Source organism: Streptomyces sp. NPDC053048, assembly GCF_044547045.1.
In the GTDB taxonomy this organism is placed as follows: Bacteria; Actinomycetota; Actinomycetes; order Streptomycetales; family Streptomycetaceae; genus Streptomyces.
Genome location: NZ_JBITZS010000002.1, coordinates 605927 through 623185, shown reverse-complemented (window position 1 = coordinate 623185; position 17259 = coordinate 605927). Strand labels below are relative to the sequence as shown.

At 74.1% G+C, this 17259-nt stretch carries 15 protein-coding genes and 1 riboswitch; of the genes, 13 read left to right on the top strand and 2 right to left on the bottom strand.

The features are described from left to right. Window positions 1-18 precede the first annotated feature (18 nt). Window positions 19-1488, bottom strand: coding sequence for a cobalamin biosynthesis protein CobG (locus ACIG36_RS07605; protein ID WP_399923529.1), 1470 nt, complete (start codon window positions 1486-1488; stop codon window positions 19-21). Between the two features lie 154 nt (window positions 1489-1642). Next, window positions 1643-1716: riboswitch (cobalamin riboswitch) on the top strand. A 112-nt stretch (window positions 1717-1828) separates the two neighbouring features. Here ACIG36_RS07605 and cobN point away from each other — a divergent pair. The 9 genes from cobN (at window position 1829) to ACIG36_RS07560 (ending at window position 13056) form a co-directional block, all read left to right on the top strand. Next, window positions 1829-5497: a cobaltochelatase subunit CobN gene (gene cobN / locus ACIG36_RS07600; RefSeq protein WP_399923526.1), complete on the top strand. Its 3669-nt coding sequence runs from the start codon at window positions 1829-1831 to the stop codon at window positions 5495-5497. Window positions 5498-5602: 105 nt separating this feature from the next. Continuing rightward, window positions 5603-6229: a Crp/Fnr family transcriptional regulator gene (locus ACIG36_RS07595; protein ID WP_399923524.1), complete on the top strand. Its 627-nt coding sequence runs from the start codon at window positions 5603-5605 to the stop codon at window positions 6227-6229. Window positions 6230-6375: 146 nt separating this feature from the next. Continuing rightward, the gene (locus ACIG36_RS07590; RefSeq protein ID WP_399923521.1) at window positions 6376-7257 is read left to right on the top strand and encodes a hypothetical protein; all 882 of its coding nucleotides are present in this window, start codon (window positions 6376-6378) and stop codon (window positions 7255-7257) included. Further along, entirely contained in the window at window positions 7254-9311 is a 2058-nt protein-coding gene (locus ACIG36_RS07585) for a hypothetical protein (RefSeq protein ID WP_399923518.1), read from the top strand. Before ACIG36_RS07590 ends, ACIG36_RS07585 begins: the two co-directional genes overlap by 4 nt. Window positions 9312-9321: 10 nt before the next feature. Further along, complete coding sequence (locus ACIG36_RS07580; protein ID WP_399923515.1) at window positions 9322-10179, top strand: hypothetical protein; 858 nt, start codon at window positions 9322-9324, stop codon at window positions 10177-10179. Next, entirely contained in the window at window positions 10179-10379 is a 201-nt protein-coding gene (locus ACIG36_RS07575) for a hypothetical protein (protein ID WP_399923512.1), read from the top strand. Before ACIG36_RS07580 ends, ACIG36_RS07575 begins: the two co-directional genes overlap by 1 nt. Beyond that, window positions 10376-11065 (top strand): restriction endonuclease, encoded by a 690-nt coding sequence (locus tag ACIG36_RS07570; RefSeq protein ID WP_399923509.1) that lies wholly within the window; start codon window positions 10376-10378, stop codon window positions 11063-11065. The genes ACIG36_RS07575 and ACIG36_RS07570 overlap by 4 nt, the downstream gene beginning before the upstream one ends. A gap of 9 nt (window positions 11066-11074) precedes the next feature. Continuing rightward, entirely contained in the window at window positions 11075-12337 is a 1263-nt protein-coding gene (locus tag ACIG36_RS07565) for a VWA domain-containing protein (RefSeq protein WP_399923506.1), read from the top strand. Further along, the gene (locus ACIG36_RS07560; RefSeq protein ID WP_399923503.1) at window positions 12337-13056 is read left to right on the top strand and encodes a hypothetical protein; all 720 of its coding nucleotides are present in this window, start codon (window positions 12337-12339) and stop codon (window positions 13054-13056) included. Before ACIG36_RS07565 ends, ACIG36_RS07560 begins: the two co-directional genes overlap by 1 nt. A gap of 64 nt (window positions 13057-13120) precedes the next feature. Here the strand turns inward: ACIG36_RS07560 and ACIG36_RS07555 are convergent, their stop codons facing one another. Further along, entirely contained in the window at window positions 13121-14086 is a 966-nt protein-coding gene (locus tag ACIG36_RS07555; protein WP_399923500.1) for a trypsin-like serine peptidase, read from the bottom strand. Window positions 14087-14204: 118 nt separating this feature from the next. Between ACIG36_RS07555 and ACIG36_RS07550 the strand changes: the two genes are divergently transcribed. The 4 genes from ACIG36_RS07550 to ACIG36_RS07535 all read left to right on the top strand — a co-directional run bounded on the left by ACIG36_RS07550 (window position 14205) and on the right by ACIG36_RS07535 (window position 17124). Next, complete coding sequence (locus ACIG36_RS07550) at window positions 14205-14606, top strand: hypothetical protein (RefSeq protein ID WP_399923497.1); 402 nt, start codon at window positions 14205-14207, stop codon at window positions 14604-14606. A gap of 190 nt (window positions 14607-14796) precedes the next feature. Then, window positions 14797-15285, top strand: a complete 489-nt coding sequence (locus ACIG36_RS07545) for a helix-turn-helix domain-containing protein (RefSeq protein ID WP_399923494.1) — start codon at window positions 14797-14799, stop codon at window positions 15283-15285. Further along, on the top strand, window positions 15282-15920 hold the full coding sequence (locus ACIG36_RS07540; protein WP_399923491.1) for a hypothetical protein: 639 nt from the start codon (window positions 15282-15284) through the stop codon (window positions 15918-15920). Before ACIG36_RS07545 ends, ACIG36_RS07540 begins: the two co-directional genes overlap by 4 nt. After that, window positions 15913-17124: an MAB_1171c family putative transporter gene (locus tag ACIG36_RS07535; protein WP_399923488.1), complete on the top strand. Its 1212-nt coding sequence runs from the start codon at window positions 15913-15915 to the stop codon at window positions 17122-17124. Before ACIG36_RS07540 ends, ACIG36_RS07535 begins: the two co-directional genes overlap by 8 nt. Window positions 17125-17259 lie beyond the last annotated feature (135 nt).

Below are 17259 nucleotides of genomic sequence, written 5' to 3'. Positions count from 1 at the left end.
GGTCCGTGTGGTTCGTGTTCACGTTGTCGGTCGTGGTGTGGTGCGCCGGGCGGCGGAAACCGCGTCGGCCACCGCGTCGGCCAGGTCGTGCGGCCCGGGTGCCGGGCCCGCCGCCGCTGCCGCGGCTGCCGCGGCTTCGGTGTCCGCCGCCCCGTCCCGCACGGTGACCCGGTAGCCGTCGCCGGTCGCCAGGACGTCCACCCAGTGGCCGTCGGCCGGGTGCCCGCAGCGCCGTTCGCAGCCCGACCAGTAGACCGGCAGCAGCGGTGTCGTTCCGTCAGGGCGCGCCCCGGAAAGGCACGCGGCCGCGTCGGCGCGTACGTCCGCCAGCGACTTCGCGCAGCCGCCCCGGCCCGCGCAGGCGCCGGCCCGGTGCCAGGCGGACGCGGCGGACGTGACCAGCCCCGCGTCCGCGAGGTCCGCGAGCCGGGCCGCGGCCACCGGGGCCGTGAGGCCCGGGATCACGACGCCGCGCCAGGGTGTCACCCGCAGTTCGCCTCCGCCGTCCCGCTCGGCGGTACGGGCGAGGAGCCGCCACCGGTCGCCGGTCAGCCGGCCGAGCGGGGCGGCCACCGACAGGGCGTACCGCCCGCCGGGGCCGTGGACCAGGCCCGGTTCGGCCGGGGGGCCGGTGGGCGGCGTCGCGTCGGCGACGACCTCGCACGGGATGCCGGCCGCCGCGAGCCGGGCGGCCAGCCGGTCCGGGCGCGGCCGCCGTTCGGGGGCGAGTTCGCGCACGCGCCAGGCCGTGACGCCGTGCTCGTCCAGCGCCGCGAGGAACTCCCGCGCGGCGAGCGCGGCCGCACGCGCCGCGTGCCGGCCGGCGACGCGCAGCGCGGGGGACCCGGTGGCGAGGTACAGGAGGGCCTGCCCGTCCCGCCCGTCCTCGTCTGCGATCAATGTCACATCCGGGCCGAGCGCCACGATGTCGCCCCGCCCGTCGTCCAGGCCGAAGAGGAACCGCCCGGACAGAGCGGACAGATCCACCCTGCCGTCCGGGAGGCCGTCCGCGTCGCCGCCGGGGCCGCTGCCCGGGTCGTCGTCCGCTCCGCCACCCGCGCCGCACAGCAGCGCGTCCAGCTCGCGCGCCCACGCCTGGACGTCCGCGGCCGCGGGCCCGTCCAGCCCGCACAGCGGCGAGGCCGCCACATTGCGGATCCGCTCGTTCCGGTCGGAGGGCAGCAGTCCGGCCCGGCGCAGCCGGGCGGCCAGTTCGCCGCCGCAGCCGGAAGTCAGGCCGCGCAGCTGGAGGTTGCCGCGCGAGGTGATGTCGAGACGGCCGTCGCCGAGCTCCTCGGCCGCGTCCGCCAGCACGTGCGCCTGACGAGCCGTCAAAAGCCCGGCCGGTACCCGGACCCGGGCCAGCGCCCCGTCGTCCGCGGCGTGCAGCCGCAGCGCGCCGGGGCACGCGTCGCCGCGCTCGCGGACGGTGGTCCCGCCCGGGTCCGGGTTGTCCCGGTCCGGGGCGGATGTGGGGGGCAGGGGCATGGCGGCGAGCATACCGACGCCCACCACCGGCGCACCGTGCCGTACCGGATCACCAGCGCTTACTATGCTCACCGGCGGGCAGTGTCCCATGGACGCCGTCCCAGCGGACGTCCTGCGGACGAACGCCCGTCAGACGCCAGCGACGGCGACAGGGGAGGAAGCCGGTGAGACTCCGGCACGGTCCCGCCACTGTGAGCGCGGCAGCGATGCCGCGCGAGTCAGGAACTCCCGCCGTCCTCCAACCGCCCGGGGCGCGGACCCCGAGGAAGGCCTGCCGCCGCATGCGCACATTCCGGCCCCGCGCACCCCGGGCGACCCTCGAAGCACTCGGGAGCGCCGCGTGATCCTTCTCCTGTCGACGTCCGACACCGACCTGCTCAGCGCCCGCGCGGCTGCTGCTCACGGGGGCCCGGTCCCGTACCGGCTCGCCAACCCGTCCCGGCTCGCGCTCGACGAGCTCCCCTCGCTCCTCGAGGGCACCGACCTCGTCGTCGTCCGGCTCCTCGGCGGCATCCGCGCCTGGCAGGAGGGGCTGGACCAGCTGCTCGCCCAGGACCGTCCCGTGGTCGTCCTCACCGGCGAACAGGCCCCCGACGCCCAGCTGATGGAGGCCTCCACCGTCCCCGTCGGCATCGCCGCCGAGGCCCACGCCTACCTCGCCCACGGCGGCCCCGCCAACCTCGAGCAGCTCGCCCGCTTCCTCTCCGACACCGTGCTGCTCACCGGCCACGGCTTCGAGCCCCCGGCCGCCGCCCCCACCTGGGGCGAGCTCGAGCGCACCCCGCGAGCCGTGCACACCGACGGCCCGCTCGTCGCGGTGCTCTACTACCGCGCCCACCACATGAGCGGCAACACCGCCTTCGTCGACGCCCTCTGCGGCGCCGTCGAGGACGCGGGCGGCCGCGCCCTGCCGCTGTACGTCGCCTCGCTGCGCGCCCCCGAGCCCGAGCTGATCGAGGCCCTGGGCGCGGCCGACGCCGTCGTCACCACCGTCCTCGCCGCCGGCGGCACCCGCCCGGCCGAGGCCTCGGCCGGCGGCGACGACGAGTCCTGGGACGCGGGTGCCCTCGCCGGCCTCGACGTGCCGATCCTGCAGGCCCTGTGCCTGACCGGGTCGCGCAGCGCCTGGGAGGAGAACGACGAGGGTCTCTCGCCGCTCGACGCCGCCACCCAGGTCGCGGTGCCCGAGTTCGACGGCCGCATCATCACCGTCCCGTTCTCCTTCAAGGAGATCGACGAGGACGGCCTGCCCGCGTACGTCGCCGACGCCGAGCGTGCCGCCCGCGTCGCCGGCATCGCCGTGCGCCACGCGCGGCTGCGCCACATCCCGGCCGCCGAGAAGCGGATCGCGCTCGTCCTGTCCGCGTACCCCACCAAGCACTCGCGCATCGGCAACGCCGTCGGCCTCGACACCCCCGCCAGCGCCGTCGCCCTGCTGCGCCGGCTGCGCGAGGAGGGGTACGACTTCGGGATCGAGGAGGTCCCCGGCCTCGAGTCCGGCGACGGCGACGAGCTGATCTACGCCCTCATCGAGGCCGGCGGCCACGACCAGGACTGGCTCACCGAGGAGCAGCTCGCCCGCAACCCCGTGCGCATCCCGGCCGCCGACTACAAGCGCTGGTACGGGCAGCTGCCGCAGGAGCTGCGCGAGTCGGTCGAGGAGCACTGGGGCCCGCCGCCGGGCGAGATGTTCCTCGACCGCAGTCGCAACCCCGAGGGCGACATCGTCCTCGCCGCCCTGCGCCGCGGCAACCTCCTCGTCCTCATCCAGCCGCCGCGCGGCTTCGGCGAGAACCCCATCGCCATCTACCACGACCCCGACCTGCCGCCCTCGCACCACTACCTCGCCGCCTACCGCTGGATCGCGGCCTCCCGCGAGGACGGCGGCTTCGGCGCCGACGCCATGGTCCACCTCGGCAAGCACGGCAACCTCGAGTGGCTGCCGGGCAAGAACGCCGGCCTGTCCGCCGCCTGCGGCCCCGACGCCGCCCTCGGTGACCTGCCGCTGGTCTACCCCTTCCTCGTCAACGACCCCGGCGAGGGCACCCAGGCCAAGCGCCGCGCCCACGCCACCCTCGTCGACCACCTGGTGCCGCCGATGGCCCGCGCCGAGTCCTACGGCGACATCGCGCGCCTGGAGCAGCACCTCGACGAGTACGCGCAGATCTCCGCCATGGACCCCTCCAAGCTCCCGGCGATCCGCGCCCAGATCTGGACCCTCATCCAGGCCGCCCGGCTCGACCACGACCTGGGCCTGGAGGACCGCCCGGACGACGACGGCTTCGACGACTTCCTGCTGCACGTCGACGGCTGGCTGTGCGAGGTCAAGGACGCGCAGATCCGCGACGGCCTCCACGTGCTGGGCGGCGCGCCCACCGGTGAGGCGCGGGTGAACCTCGTCCTGTCGATCCTGCGCGCCCGCCAGATCTGGGGCGGCACCGCGGCCCTGCCGGGCCTGCGCGAGGCCCTGGGCCTGGACGAGTCGGCGGCGACGCGCACGGGCGCGGACGAGGCGGAGGCCGAGGCGCGCGCCCTGGTGGAGGCGATGGAGGCGGCAGGCTGGGACCCGGCGGCGGTGGCTACTGTTGTGGGCAATCGTCCCGCAGGGCGGGACGGGTGGGCACAACCCACGGTGCCGGGCACGGATGATGCAGGCCTGGACCCCGTAGCCGCGATCCTGGACTTCGCGGCCCGCGAGGTCGTCCCCCGCCTGGCAGGCACCACCGCCGAACTCGACCACGCCGTCAAGGCACTGGCGGGCGGATTCGTCCCGGCCGGCCCTTCGGGTTCCCCGCTGCGCGGCCTGGTCAACGTCCTGCCGACGGGCCGCAACTTCTACTCCGTCGATCCCAAGGCCGTCCCCAGCCGCCTGGCCTGGGAGACCGGCCAGGCGCTGGCCGACTCGCTCCTGGAGCGCTACCGCACCGACAACGGCGAGTGGCCGCAGTCGGTCGGCCTGTCCCTGTGGGGAACGAGCGCGATGCGCACGGCGGGCGACGACGTGGCGGAGGCGCTGGCGCTGCTGGGCGTCCGCCCGGTGTGGGACGAGGCGTCGAGGCGAGTGACGGGACTCGAACCCGTCACTCTCGAGGAGCTCGGCCGCCCCCGCATCGACGTCACCCTGCGCATCAGCGGCTTCTTCCGTGACGCCTTCCCGCACGTGATCGGCCTCCTGGACGACGCGGTGCGCCTGGCGGCGTCGCTGGACGAGCCGGCGGAGGGGAACTTCGTCCGCGCCCACGCCCAGGCCGACCTCGCCGCCCACGGCGACGAACGCCGCGCCACCACCCGCATCTTCGGCTCCCGTCCGGGCACGTACGGCGCCGGCCTGCTCCAGCTCATCGACAGCCGCGACTGGCGCACCGACGCCGACCTCGCGGAGGTCTACACGGTCTGGGGCGGCTACGCCTACGGCCGCGGCCTGGAGGGCCGCCCGGCCCGCGAGGAGATGGAGACCGCCTACAAGCGGATCGCGGTGGCCGCCAAGAACACCGACACCCGCGAGCACGACATCGCGGACTCCGACGACTACTTCCAGTACCACGGCGGCATGGTCGCCACCGTCAAGGCACTGCGCGGCAGGGCGCCGGAGGCGTACATCGGCGACTCCACCCGCCCCGAGACGATCCGCACCCGCACCCTCGTCGAGGAGACCTCCCGCGTCTTCCGCGCCCGCGTGGTCAACCCCCGCTGGATCGAGGCCATGCGCCGCCACGGCTACAAGGGCGCCTTCGAACTCGCCGCCACCGTGGACTACCTGTTCGGCTACGACGCCACCACCGGCGTCGTCCCCGACTGGATGTACGACAAGCTCGCCCAGACCTACGTCCTCGACCCCGAGAACCGCGCGTTCCTCCAGGACGCCAACCCCTGGGCCCTGCACGGCATCGCCGAACGCCTCCTGGAGGCGGAGAGCCGCGGCATGTGGTCCAAGCCGGACGCCGAGACGCTCGACGCCCTGCGGCAGGCCTTCCTGGAGACGGAGGGCGAGCTGGAGGGCGGGGAGTAGCGCCGGCGAAGCCGGGGGCGGGCCGAGCGCCCGCCCCCTAGAGTGCTGCCCATGACCGGGGGATTACACGGGCCGGGCCATGGCCTCGGGGTGACGCTTCGACAGATGATCGGTGAGTCGCTGTGGAACGCCCTGGTGGCCAAGGGCCGTCTGCGCGACCACCGTTCGGGGGATGTGCTGCTGCGGCAGGGAGACCGCGGTACGCACGTCCTCGTGCTCTGCGGCGGAGTCGTGAAGGTCTCGCGCGTCGAACGGGACGGCCGGGTGCGGGTCCTGGCCTTCCGGGGCGGCGGGGACGTGGTCGGTGAGGCGGCGGTGATCGAGGAGGACGAGACCCGGCTGGCCTCGGTCGAAGCCATCGCAGACTGCAGGGTGTCGGTCGTGAACAAGCGGGAGTTCCTCGACTTCCGTGATCGGCACGATCTGACGGAGGCACTGCACCGGCACACCGCGATGCGCTGGAGAGAGGCCACGCGAGTCGGCGACGGCGATTCCCGGACGCGGTTGGCCGGGGCGCTTCTCGCCCTGGCGTCGGCCGCCGGCCGGGCGAGTTCGCCGGCCGGCGTCGAAGTGGCCGTCACCAGACTGGACCTCGCCCAGTACCTGGGGATCTCCCGCAACACCGTGAGTACGACGATGCAGTCATTCGGTGACCGGATCGTGAGGGCCGAGCGCAAGAGCATCACCATCCGTGACGCTGCCGCTCTCCGCTCGATCGCAGGCGACGGCTGACGAAGTCCTCTCCTGTGATGCCCGTCACGAAGTATGCGCACTGCGGGTGCACAGGTGACCGGACACCCCCGCGAGGATCGAGGGCGACAAGCCCGGCACGGTGAGCGTGCCGAGTGCCAAGCCCTTTCTTCGCAAGGGAGTTCCGCATGCCTTCTGTCGACATCCCTTCCACCGGACCCGAGCCGTGGAGCGTGAGCCGCGACCTGCCGCCCTACCGGGGCATCCTCGCCGTCGACGCGAAGGACTTCACCGGCAGGCCCGCCGTCGATCACGTGGAGATCACCTCGATCATTCCCCAGCTGCTGGAACACGCCCTCGACCGTGCAGGCCTGCGGCAGCTGTGGGCGGAGCAGAGGTTCGCCAACAACACCGGCGACGGATTCGTCCTCGGCTTCGACCCCGTGGCCCTGCCGCGCGTCATCCACCCCTTTCTGGCCGAACTCCAGGAAGTGCTGACCGACTACAACATCCACGCGACCGGTACCCGACGGCTGCGCCTGCGCGCCAGCCTTCACGTCGGCCCCCTCCCCGACGGCGGGGGACCGGGCGACGGCAACGGCACGCCTCGCAACGACACCCACCGGCTGCTCGACTCCCGGCCGGTACGGGCCATCCTCTCCGCGTCGAGCGAGAGCATCACGCAGGTTGCCGCGATCGTCTCGCAGCGGGTCTTCGAGGACGCCGTCCTCTCCGGCTACACCCGGCGCCACCCCGACCACTTCATCGAGGTCCCCGCCACTGTCGAGGGCAAGAACTTCCAGCAGCGAGCCTGGCTGTACGTACCGGCCCCCTCGGGGAACCTCTACGACCGGCGGATCCTGGGCGAGGACGCCGTCCCGTCCGCCGAGGCACAACCGCGCGCGGGCGAAAGCCCCGCCGGTCGCCCCGAGTCCCCCGCACAGCAGCCCGCCGCCCCGGTCGCACGCTACGACCGCAGCTTCATCTCGAACCCCGGGACCGTGCACGGCGGCCAGCACATCAACAACTACGACGGCCCGGGTCGGCCCGGCGAGGGAACGGTCCGGTGAACCCGGCCGACCTCGACCTCACCGAGCTGTTCGGCGGCGGGGAACGGCCCGTCATGGTGTGGAACCTGACGGACAGCTTTGTGACCCTGGCCGGGACCGTACAGGGCGGACAGCACCTCGACGCCCGGGACGGCACGGCAGCCGGGCCGCCGCCCCCGCATCCCACCGTGGAACGGCGCGAAGGTGACATACCCGCCGAGAGCACCGCCCTCGCGATGCGCGGGTTCGCCGAACCCCCCTGGTTCCCCGCCGCGCTGGCGGAACTCGGCGGCCGTCTCCTCTTCCTGACCGCCCCCGTCGGCAGCGGGCGCAGGACCGCCGCGCTCAAGCTGTTGCACCGGCACACCGCCGGCTTCGCCCTGCGTGCCGTCGACGCCGACGCCGACCTGGCGACGTGGACCGCGACCAGCACCACGGCCCGGGGCTACCTCGTCGACGGCCTGCTGGAGTCCCGGGTGCTCGCCCTGGACGCGCTGGGGCTGGACGCCCTGCGTACCCGGCTCCGCGACGCGGACGCCTGCATGGTCGTGGTCACGAAGGACACCCCGCCCGTCGTCGCCCATCTGCGGGACCTGCTCCAACGAGCACCTGTACGGGCGTTACCACCGCCCCCGCGTGCGGTCCTGGAAGCCAAGCTCGCCACCGTCTTCCCCGGCTTCGAACGGCGGCAAGCCCTCCTCGACACCCTGCCGGCCGGCTTCCTCGACGAGACCCTGCAGCGCTCCCTCACCCCGGCCCAGGTCGTGGAGATCGCCACCGAGATCGTCCGGGTCGCGCACGGCGATGTGGCGCCGGAGGCCATCGGCGAGCACCTGAGCCTGCACGCGACCGACCGGGCACCCCACCTGCTCGCGTCCGTACGGGGGGACGCGCAGGACCTCGCCCTCCTCCTGGCCACCTGCGTCTTCGAGCACTTCGACCACGCCCTGGTCGAGGAGGAGGCCCGGCGCCTGCTGGCGGTCGCCGGCGGGCGGCTCGACGCGGTCGTGCCCCCGCCGGAGACCGGGGACACCCCGGCCGGCAACCCCGGCTTCGTCTTCCGCCGCTCCCGGCACGAGCGGCTGACCGCCATCGAGGCCCACGTCGCCGACCGGGAGGTGCGCACCACCTCCACGCACAGCTACTTCAGCGAACCAGTGGCCTTCGTCCGGCACCTCCAAGGCCGGGCCGTGCTCGACCACGTCTGGCGCGAGCACCGCGACGCCGGTGAACTGCTCGTGGAATGGCTCCGGCAGACACCCGACGCCCAACGGCGCGCCGAGCGGGCCGGGTTCATCCTCGGTCAGTTCGCGCAGTGGAGTACCGGCCCACTGGCGCTCGCGCCCATCGAGCGGCTGGCGGACTCGGACCGGCCCGGCGACCGGCGGATGGCGGCCCGCGCCTTCGGGGCCGCGTCCGCCGATCCCGTCCTCGCCACCGCCGTCAAGAACCGGCTGCGGGGCTGGTCCCGTGCCGCCTCCGAGTCGCTGCGCTGCACGGCCGCGCTGACCTGCGCCACCGAGTTCGGCCTGGCCCGCCCCGAGGTGGCACTGAACCTGCTGCACACCATCGTGACGGCGCGCGACGACGGCTCCGCCGCCGTCGACTCGGCCGTGCGGCGCGCCGTGGACGCGCTGTTCGCCGAACCCGCCCTGCGGCCCCGGGTGATCGACGCGCTCACCCGATGGTCCGGCGCGCCCGGGGCGGCCGGGCGCGCGGCCTGTGCCGCGGTCGCCCAGCTGCTGAAATCCGCCGCCACCACGAGGGAACAGGGGGAGTGGTGGAGCGGCCACCTGCATTCCGGTGACACGCCCCCTGGCCTGGAACTCGTCCGGGCCGCGCTCATGGAACCCACGAGCTTCGAAGCCGCCCGCGCCGCGCTCCTGGAGTGGCAGCGGCGTGCGGACACCGACCCCGGGCGCGCGCGGGCCGTCGAGCGGCTCACCGACGCGCTGGCCCCACGGCTGCGCGGCGGCGTCATGCGGCTGTTCGCCGACCTCGAGCGCGCGTACCCCGCCCCCGGCAGCCTGCGGGCCGCCCGCGCCCTCGCCGCATGGCGCGCCACCCTTCAGTGAAAGGCCGAGCATGACCACCATCACGACCCTGCCCGCCCCGTACTCCGTGCCGGACCCGGTCGGCGTGGCACCGCTGTGGACCCGGGGCCGGCGCGGCCCCCTTCGGGAGCTGGTCCGCTTCCGTCTGTCGCATCCCGACCACATCGCACTGGTGCTGATCGACGGCGACGGCCGCGCCGTATCCGAGCCCTCCGGGCGGCTGTCCCTGGTGAAGGCCGCCACCGGCGGCTACGCCGAGGCGTACCTCGTCGACACCGGTCCCCGCAGCGGGGTGTGGCAGCTGCCCGTCGGTGCCGAGCCCGCCATGCTGGAGATCACTTGGTGGGTCGCGGACCCGTCCCGTGCGGTGCTCGACGGTCCCGGGCCCGGCGACCCGTGGGCCACCGTCAGCGGCCACCTGGACCGTTTGCTGCAGACCATGTCCGCCCGCGGCCGTGCCACCGGCCAGGAACTCACCCCCTGGCACATCGCCCAGTACCTGTCGCACCCGCAGCCCCTGGAGGGCACCGGACTGGTCTGCCGCACCGAGACCACGTCGCCGGACTTCGAACCGTCCGGGCCCGGCGCCGCCGGTTCCCCGCCGCACTTGTGGTCGCCGCAGCGGCGCGAGGAGTACGAGTTCTACCTCCAGGCGGTCCGTACTGGCCCCGACGCGCTCGCCGCCCTGTGGCTTCTGCACCACCCGAACGAGGTGCAGAAGGTCCTGGAATGGGTCACCGACCACCCCCGGCCCGCCGAACCGGGGCCCCGCGACCGCGACATCACCCGCGCCCTCCTCGACCGGCTCTCGGTGGAGGAGCGCGAACAGCTCGCCAGGGCCACCGCCGAGCGCATCCACGCCATGACCGCCACGGAAAGGGAGAGCTGATGCCTGAGCACCGCTACTATCGGCGCGGACACTGGGTGCACAGGGCCGTGCCCGACCGCCGTTCGAGCGGCACATGGACGGCCCTCGCGGTCGCCGCGTTCCTCGGCTGGGGCCTGCTGAACGGCTGCACGGCCGAGGAGCCGGACGCCCACCGGGAGCCCGCGCCCGCGCCGTCCGTCCGCTCCACGGAGGCCCGGTGATACCGGGGCGGGCCCGGCCGGGCGGCCGCCCGCGCCTGCCCCGTACCCCGGCCGAGACGACGGCGGCCGTCGTCGCGCTCGTCTTCCTCGCCTTCATCGTCCGCCGCCTGCTCGCTCTGCTCGCCGGACCGGTTGCGTACGGATGGCTGCCCACCTGCCTCGTGATCGGCTGCGGGTGGCCGCTCGCAGCCAGGGCCCGCAGGTGGTACCGGGCCCGGCGCCTGCGCGGTACTGAGCCGCTCGCCCTGTCCCTGCGGGACGTGGACGCCCTTTCGCCGGGGCAGTTCGAACTGGCCGTACGTGACCTGATGATCCGTGACGGCATCGCCGCGCGGCACGTCGGCCGCCGGGGCGACCAGGCGGCCGACGTCATCGGCACCGACCGCACCGGACGGGTCTTCGTCGCCCAGTGCAAGCACACCGCGATCGGCGGCCGGGTCGGCTCCCACGTGATGTACGAGGTGAAGGGCACCGCCGGACCCGTGCACGGAGCCGATGTCGCCGTGGTCGTCACCAACGGCGGCTTCACCCGCGACGCGCGGGCCTGGGGCGAGCGCCACGGCATCCACTGCGTCGACCGCGAGCGCCTGGCCGAATGGGCCCGGGGCGGACGTTCCCTGGACGCGTTGCTGGGGCTGCGGGGCCACCTCGGCTTCGGATTGGGTGACGGGTCCGGGGATCACTAGGATCCTCGGATGATCATCACAAAACGGCTGGCGGTGGGCGCGTGTGTGCTGCTCGCCGCCCTGGCCGGGGGCGTCGCGCCGGCGGGCGCCGCCGACGGGCCCCCCAAGGATTCCCCCAAGGTCGAGCTGGTGCTGGACGTCAGCGGCTCGATGCGCGCCCAGGACGTGGACGGAGGCACCCGCACCCGCATGGCCGCCGCGCAGCAGGCGTTCAACGAGGTCATCGACGCGGTGCCGGACGGCGTACGGCTCGGCATCCGTACCCTCGGCGCCGACTACGCCGGTGACGACAAGGCGACCGGCTGCCGGGACAGCCGGCAGCTCTACCCCGTCGGCAAGGTGAACCGGACCGAGGCCAAGGCGGCCGTGGCCACCCTGCGGCCCACCGGCTGGACGCCCATCGGGTACGCCCTGCGCGGCGCGGACCAGGACCTGGGGACGGACGGCGGCACGCGCCGCATCGTGCTCATCACCGACGGCGAGGACTCCTGCGGGCTGCCCGACCCGTGCGACGTCGCCCGTGAACTGGCCGCCAAGGGCACCCACCTGACGGTCGACACCCTCGGCCTGGCCCAGGACGACAAGACCCGCGAGCAGCTCAGCTGCATCGCCGAGGCCACCGGCGGCACGTACACCACCGTGCGCCACACCAAGGAGCTCTCCAGCCGCATCAAGCAGCTGGTGCGCCGCGCCGAGAAGCCCGTCGAGACGCCCAAGCCGGTGCAGGGCGCGAACGCGTGCTCGTCCGCGCCCGAGCTCGGTGCCGGGATCTGGACCGACCGGGCGACGTTCGGCGAGCACCGCTGGTACCGCGTCAAGGTCAAGCCGGGCCAGGAGCTGCGCGCCTCGGCGAGCGTGGCCGCCGACCGCGCCGTCGACCGCGACTACGGAGTGCTGGTGCGCGCCGTGGGCGAGGGCGGCCAGGAGCTCGTGCGCGGCTCGGACGCCGGCAGCGGGCGCACCGATGTGATGGCGTCGGGGCTGCGCCTGCCGCTGTGGAAGAAGGCCGAGGACGACAAGGAGGCCAGGACCGTCTGTCTGGAGGTCTCCCACTCCTTCTCCGCGCCCGCCTCCGTCAAGCGGGATCCGGGTCTGCCCGTCGAGCTCGCCGTCGATCTGGTGGAGGCGCCGGACAACCCCTCCGACCTGGCCGCGTTCGGCCTCGGCCGGGGCTGGGTGCTGCTGGCCGTGCTCGCCGTGACCGGCCTGCTGACCGGACTGCTGTGGGGCTGGCTGGCCCGCTGGCGCATCGCGGTGTGGAGGGAGAACTGATGCGACGTACGACACGCGCGCTGACCGCGGGGATGCTCGCCCTCGCCGGCCTCGCGGCCTCCGCGACGGCCGCCGCGGCCGACGACGAGGCGCCCACCGAGGCCGGTACCGACTTCCGCACCGCCGTGGCGGTCGAGCAGGGGCACAAGGCCACGGCCGACGCCTCCACCGGCGACTACCTCTACTGGCAGTTCCCCGCCGGCGCCGGCCAGCGGCCGACCGTGAAGGCCACCGTCACCCTGCCGGAGGCCTCCGCCCGGCACGGCGCGGCCACCTGGCAGCTCGACGTCTTCGACGGACTGCGCCGCCGCCAGGCCTGCACGTCCGGCGAGCGCACCGTGCGGGCGTCCGGCCAGGACGCCTCGGTGGCCCTGAGCTGCACGCTGCGCACCGTGCGCCCGTGGTCCGAGCGCTGGTCCAACGACCCGCTGCCCGGCGCCTACTACGTGCGGCTCACCGTCGTCGACGCCCCCGACCGGGACCTCGGCCTGCCGGTCAAGGCCGAGGTGCGGGTGGACGCCCAGGACGCGGGCGGCGCCCGCGCCGAGGGCGGTCGGCTGGGCGCGCCGCTGCACGCGGCCGCCGTCAGCGAGCCGGAGAGCGGCTGGAACGGAAGCTGGTGGTCGGGCCGCTGGGGCTGGACCGTCGGCGGCGCCGTCCTCGGCGCGCTCGCGGCCGTCGGCGGGTACACCCTGACCCGGCACGGGCGCCGTCCGTAACGGCGGGACAAGCCGGAAACGGGCAACGAGGGCCGCACCCCGCGCGGGTGCGGCCCTCGGCACGTCACGGGGCGGCCGGCGGTTCGCCGTCGACGGCCCGCAGGTACAGCTCGAGCAGGTCCTCGGTGAAGTACGAGCTGTAGGAGACATCGGGGAAGTCGCCCCCGGTGTGGTAGCCGCCGATGACGCCGATCAGCGCGTAGCCGGTCGGTCCGCGCACCAGGAAGGGGCCGCCCGAGGTGCCGCCGACGTACCCGGCGCAGGCGATCTCCAGGAAGTCGCCGGGCGCCTTCGGGTCGGTGCTGGTGTAACGGTGCGTCCAGGAGCGGCAGTCGAGCGGCTTGGGGTACGTCGTGTCGCTGTTGCCCGGGTAGCCGATCAGCCGGACGTCGGCGTGCTCGTACCCCGGCCGGACCGCCAGGTCGAAGCCGCCGACCGCGCGCTGGACGGGCGTACCGTCCGCCCGTTCGCCGACGCGCACCACCGTGAAGTCCCAGCGCGCGCCCCCGTCGGTCCCCAGGTCGTGGTAGCGCTGGTCGATGTAGATCAGCTCGACCGGGAAGACGCCGTGCGGCTTGAGGCGGTCGTGGTACTGCGGTACGAACGACAGCTTCTTCCTCGAGTCGGGAGAGAGCAGGCAGTGGGCGGCGCTGACGACGAGGTCGCGGTGCGGGCTGCGGACGACCGTGCCGCCGCAGAAGCGGCCGGTGCCCTGGCCGTCGGTCCAGAAGAACGTGCCCACCTGCGGCAGCCCGTCGAAGGGGCGGCTGGGCGGTACCGGGCCGGACCGTGGCGCGGGCGCGCTCCGCCGGGCCGCCGGCGCGGCGGGCAGCGCGGCCCGCATCCGGTCGGCGGTCCAGTACGCGTCGGCGGACGCGGCCGACGGGACCGCCGACCGCACCGCCGACGGCACCGCCGGGGCGGCCGGCCCTGCGGTCGTCGCCGTCAGCAGCCCCACGAGCAGGGCGACGGCACCGCCCCGGAGGGCGGCGGGTCTGTGCGCGAACCACGTGGATCTCCTGAACCACATGACGGTTCCTCCTCGGAGCGCGGACGACGTGACGGGCACGTACGGGGCGAGCGTGCCATAGCCTGAGGCGGCAGTGCGTCGTCCGGGCCGTGCGGCCCATGGGGTGGGGAGTGGGCAGATGGTCGATCCGTTGTCTCTCGAGGCGATCACGACCGCGGTCACGGCGGCCGCCGGTTCCGTCGGCACGGAAGCGGGACGGCAGGCGTGGGGCTCGCTCGCCGACCTCGCGCGCCGCGCGTTCGGCCGGGGCGACCGCGACGCGGCGGACGACGCGGCCGCCCCCGCCGTCCCGCTGCCGCTGGAACCGGACAGCGAACGCCAGAACCAGGCGCTGGCCGCGCTGCTGTACGGACGCGCCTTCCAGGACGAGGTGTTCGCGGCCGAATACCGACGGTGGGAGGAACAATCGAGGGCCGTGACCGTGTCCACCGACCACAGCACGGTCGTCAACAACGTCTCCGGCAACGCCCGTGTGCGGAACCTCTACCAGGGCCGGGACATCACCGTGAATCCGCGCTGAGCGACGCCCTCTCGGGCGGTCCTCAACTCGTGGTTAAGTCGTTCACCCGCTCGTTACCAGCGGCGGACTAGTGCTCGGGGTTGCTCCCATGACAGGATGCCTTCGCGGCGTGCACCGGGCTTAACTGGCCGTGATGGCCCGTCAGGCCGTCTGGCACAGGCACACACGGCTCGCTCGAAGGACGGGGCAGATGGCAGTCGGGGGGGACAGGCCGGTTTCGGCAGGTGACGCGGGCAGCCCGCTCGCGCAGCGGCTCAACTACCTGTTCGCGAACATGCATCCGCCGGGGGCGCCGTACACCAACGGGCACGTGGCGGAGGAGATCAGCCAGGGGGAGGAGTACGGCCAGGTCACCCTCACCGAGCAGTATCTGTCGATGCTGCGCAACGGCAAGCGCGCCAACCCCAGCCCGGACGTCCTGCGGGCGCTGGCGAAGTTCTTCGCCGTGCCCGTCGGCTATCTGATGGGCGACCTGTCGGACTCCCAGGCGGAACGGGTGGAGGAGGAGGTCCGGTTCCTCGTCGCCATGCGGGACCAGCGCGTGCGGGCCATCGCCCTGCGCTCGGTGGGCCTGCCGCCCGAGGTGCAGGACAGCCTCACCACCATCATTTCGCAGTTCCGACAGCAGATGAACCTTCCGTCCGACCCGCCCGGCGCGGGAGGTGAGGAGCGCCCGTGACCGTCTTGGCGGAGGACCGGCTCTTCACTAACTGGCGGCGTACCGAGGACGAGGACGGTGCAAGCATGCGGGTGGGGCGGATACGTCGCCGGTGCAAGCAGCTCATCAACGAGCTCGCACTGCCCGCGTCCACCGATCTGCAGGGCATGTGCGACGCCGTCGCGCGCCGCGTGGGCCGCCCCATCCACCTGGTGCCGATGAGCCTGGACGGCGTCGTCTCCGGCATGACGGCCACCACCGACGACGCGTACTGGGTCGTCTACGAGCAGAAGACCTCGCCCTGGCACCAGGTGCACATCGTGCTGCACGAGATCGGCCACCTGCTGCTGGGCCACGACCAGGACCCCGCCGTCACCGAGGACGCCCTCAAGGTGTGGACGCCGTCCGTCGACGTCGCCACCGCCATGCGGCGCATGGGCCTGACCATGGGCCTGGCCCGCCACCACTGCTACGACAACCTCACCGAGCGCGAGACCGAGATCCTCGGCACCCTCCTCATGGCGAAGGTGGTGCCCCCGCCGCCCGGCCAGGAGGCCGAGCTCGAGGGGCAGGCGGCGGAGCTCGCCGCCTCGCTGGGCCCCGCCCTCCAGCACGTGCGCCAGCAGCTGCGGGAGGGGGGCGCCACCGGTGTTTGACGTCCTCTACCTGACCTTCAGCGCCGTCACCTGGGCGATCGTCGGCTACAAGGCCCGTGCCTGGTTCCGCGACCGCGGCAACGTCGACCTGGGCCTGACGGCCCTGATGACCTCCGGCGTCCCCATCGTCTTCCTGTTCTCCGCGCCCAGCGTCTACCGCGCGTTCGACCGGCTGACGGGCGTGGCCAACCTGGCCATGGTCTTCCTGTACTCCGCCGTCGTGCTCTTCGCCTCCGGCGCGACCGTCCTGCTGCTGCGCTGGACCAGCCGCGGCGACGAGGCCGCCCACGCCCGCGCCGCCATGCGGTCCCGGTACGCGGTGGGCGCCGTGGCGGTGACCTGGACCGTCGCCATCGTCTGCTTCGCCGTCGGACGCCCCGACGCCGTCGAGCACCCGCGCGACTTCAGCACCGCCTACGCCCACGCACCCGGCGTCGTCGCCTTCCTGGTGCTCTACCTGGCCATCTTCGGCACCAGCCTGGCCGGCCTGGGCTACCTGTGCCCGCGCTACGCCGCCCAGCTGGGCCGCTCCTGGCTCGCCAAGGGCCTGCGGACCCTGGCGGCGGGCTGCTGGCTGGGCCTGGTCTACTGCGCCTGCAAGCTGGCCGGCTTCGTCCTGACCTGGGCCGGGCACGACGTGTACTGGCTCTCCAACGGCATCGCCCCGATGACGGCCTCGGTGGCCGCGCTGCTGGTCCTGCTCGGCTTCTCGCTGCCCGCCGTCGGCCCCCGGGCGGCCGCCTGGCGCCGGCTGCGCCGCCTGGACCCGCTGTGGCAGGAGGTGACCGCGCACGCCCCGGAGGTCACCATCCCCGGCTCCCGCTGGACGTCCCGCTGGCCGCTGGCCGACCTGGAGTGGCGGGCCAACCGCCAGATGGCCGAGATCCGCGACATCCAGCGCGGCGTCCGCCGCCACGTCGAGCCCGCCGCCCTGGACATCGCCCGGCGCAAGGCCGGCGACGCCGCCCTCGACGACCGCAGAACGGCGGCCGTCGTCGAGGCCGCCGCCCTGCGCCGGGGTCTGGCCAACCAGGTGACCGGCCATGTGGCGGCACCGCACGCCGACAGCGTGGTGATGACGGTCAGCGCCGATCCGGCCGAGGAGCACGAGCACCTGGCACGCGTCGCGGACGTCTTCCACGACCCGATGGTCGACGCCGTGCTCGACGAACTACGGGAGATCACCGCGGCCCGCCGTCCCTGACGGCGCGCGGACCGGACGAGGCGGCCCTGGACGGGGGTCAAGGCCGCCTGCGACACCGGCCGGCGCCGGGTCCGTACAGATCGCCGATCTGTACGGACCCGGCGCCGCCAGTGCGGACGGACCGTCACCGACCCC